The sequence below is a fragment of the Pseudomonas sp. F220 genome (genome assembly GCF_057813935.1).
This window is the reverse complement of record NZ_JBVASJ010000162.1, coordinates 1-308: the sequence shown is the minus strand read 5'-3', so window position 1 is coordinate 308 and position 308 is coordinate 1. Positions and strand designations below refer to the sequence as shown.

The following is a 308-nucleotide window of genomic DNA, read 5'->3' as shown; positions in this document are numbered from 1 at the left end:
TTTAATCTTGACGATGACCTACTCTCACATGGGGAAACCCCACACTACCATCGGCGATGCATCGTTTCACTGCTGAGTTCGGGATGGGATCAGGTGGTTCCAATGCTCTATGGTCGTCAAGAAATTCTGTGACCAGCCCGTTACAGCGGTAACGTGCCAGAAAAATCAGTGACTTCTACTTAAAACAAAACCCCTACCTGCATACGCAGATAGGGGTTTCGGAATTTAATCTTGACGATGACCTACTCTCACATGGGGAAACCCCACACTACCATCGGCGATGCATCGTTTCACTGCTGAGTTCGGGA

General features: G+C 48.7%; 2 rRNA genes. Both read right to left on the bottom strand.

Annotated elements, in window-relative coordinates:
- Nucleotides 1–5: 5 nt before the first annotated feature.
- Nucleotides 6–121, bottom strand: a 5S ribosomal RNA gene (rrf, locus tag ACZYSM_RS29455).
- A 108-nt stretch (nt 122–229) separates the two neighbouring features.
- Nucleotides 230–308 (bottom strand): 5S ribosomal RNA (gene rrf, locus ACZYSM_RS29450); the annotation flags it as partial.